Below are 2,084 nucleotides of genomic sequence, written 5' to 3'. Positions count from 1 at the left end.
GCATCGTCAGGCACGGGAAGCCGCTTGCGGTCGAGCTTGCCGTTGGGAGTGAGGGGAAGGGCGTCGAGGAAGACGAACGCGGCGGGGATCATGTAGGCGGGGAGGAAGGCGGCGAGCGCGGCGCGCAGGTTGGCGGCGGAGGCGGCCTGGGGGTCGTGCGGGACGACATAGGCGACGAGCTGGGCATCGCCGGCGCGCTCGAGGGCGATGACGGCGGCTTCGCGAACGCCGTCGCAGGCGCCGAGGCGCGCGTCGATCTCGCCGAGCTCGATGCGAAAGCCGCGGATCTTGACCTGGTGATCGAGTCGGCCGAGGAATTCGAGCTGTCCGTCGGGGAGCCATCGCACGAGGTCGCCGGTGCGGTAGAGGCGGCGCACGGGGGAGTCGTGGAGGGGGTTGTCGACGAAGCGCTCGGCGGTGAGCTCGGGCCGGCCGAGGTAGCCGCGCGCGAGGCCGGCGCCGCCGAGGAAGAGCTCGCCGGGCACGCCGACGGGCTGCAGTTGCCCGGCGGCGGAGAGGACGAAGGCCTGGGTGTTGGAGATGGGGGAGCCGATGGAGGGCCGGCCGCGCGGGGTGCGCAGGGCGCAGGTCGAATAGGTGGTGTCCTCGGAGGGGCCGTAGAGGTCGTAGACGCGCTCGACGCCGGCGTCGTAGAGGGCGTCGACGAGGCTCTGGCGCAGGGGTTCGCCGGCGAGGTTGACGGTGCGCACGGAGGCGGGGAGGCGGCCGGTCTGCAAGAGCGCGTGAATGGCGGAGGGGACGGAGTTGACGAGGCGGACGAGTCCGTCGGGGAGCTCGGGCAGGGCGAGGACGTCGCGCACGAGGACGATGCGACCGGCGGCGGCGAGGGTGGCGAAGATCTCGAAGACGGACAGGTCGAAGCAGACCGAGGTGGAGGCGAGGACGCCGTCGAACGACTCGGGGGGGAAGGCGCGGCGGGCCCAGTCGATGAAGGAGACGGCGTTGCGGTGCTCGATCATCACGCCCTTGGGGGAGCCGGTGGAGCCGGAGGTGTAGATGAGATAGGCGAGATGATGGGGGGCGAGGCCGACGTCGGCGGGGTCGGGGTTGTGATCCGGGGCGCGGCCGAGGCGGTCGATCAGGCCGGGATCGTCGAGGTGGACGACGTGGCGGACGGTGGAGTCGCTGGCGAGGGCGAAGGAGCGGGAGGCGATGACGCACTGTGCGCGGGAGTCGCGCAGCATGTAGTCGATGCGCTCGCGGGGGTAGGCGGGATCGAGGGGGAGATAGGCGGAGCCGGCCTTGAGGACGGCGAGCAGCGAGACGACGAGTTCGGTCGAGCGCTCGAGGCAGACGCCGACGAGGGAGTCTGGGGCGAGGCCGAGCGGCCGCAGCAGATGGGCGAGGCGGTTGGCGCGCGCGTTGAGCTCGCGGTAGGTGAGCGCGACGCCGTTGCAGTGGAGCGCGATGCGCTGGGGAAAGCGGTCGGCCTGTTCCTCGAAGAGGCGGTGGATGCAGGCGAGTTCGGGATAGGGGGCGGCGGTGCGGTTCCAGCGCTGGAGGAGCCGGCGCTCGTCGTCGGGGAGGAGGTCGAGCTGCGCGACAGGGGTGTCGGGTCGGCGCAGGGCGTCGGCGACGAGGCTGTCGAAGCGCTCGGCGAAGCGTGAGACGGTGTCGTGCTCGAAGAGCGCGCATGCATACTCCCAGACGAGGCGGAGGCGGCCGTCGGGCAGGGAGTCGATCTGGAGGCTGAGGTCGAACTTGGCGGGGATGACGGGGTTGCCGAGCGAGCGGGCGTGGAGGCCGGCGAGGTGCAGCGGGGGCGAGTCGTTGTTGTTCAGGGAGAGCATGACCTGGAACAACGGGGCATGGGCGAGGCTGCGCGCGGGGTTGATGGCGTCGACGAGCTGCTCGAAGGGGAGCTGCTGGTGCTCGTAGGCGTCGAGCAGGCGCTGCCGGGACTGCAGGAGCAGGGCGTGAAAGGAGAGATCCGGGTCGACGCGGCTGCGCAGGACGAGGGTGTTGACGAAGAAGCCGACGATCGGGGCGAGCTCGGGGCGCGGGCGGTTGGCGACGGGGGAGCCGACGACGACGTCGGCGGTGCCGGAGAGCCTGGAGAGGAA

The 2,084-nt window shown here is 71.5% G+C and carries 1 protein-coding gene; it reads right to left on the bottom strand.

The genetic code is table 11. The annotated features are described in order from the left end of the window. Positions 1 to 2,084, bottom strand: a 2,084-nt coding sequence (locus tag X946_RS05230) for a non-ribosomal peptide synthetase (protein ID WP_038744702.1), incomplete at both ends; no start/stop codon positions are given.

The sequence above is a fragment of the Burkholderia sp. ABCPW 111 genome (genome assembly GCF_000773065.1).
Classification (GTDB): Bacteria; Pseudomonadota; Gammaproteobacteria; order Burkholderiales; family Burkholderiaceae; genus Burkholderia; species Burkholderia savannae.
Note: the sequence above shows the minus strand (reverse complement) of the source record. Positions and strands in the feature narration are given on the sequence as shown.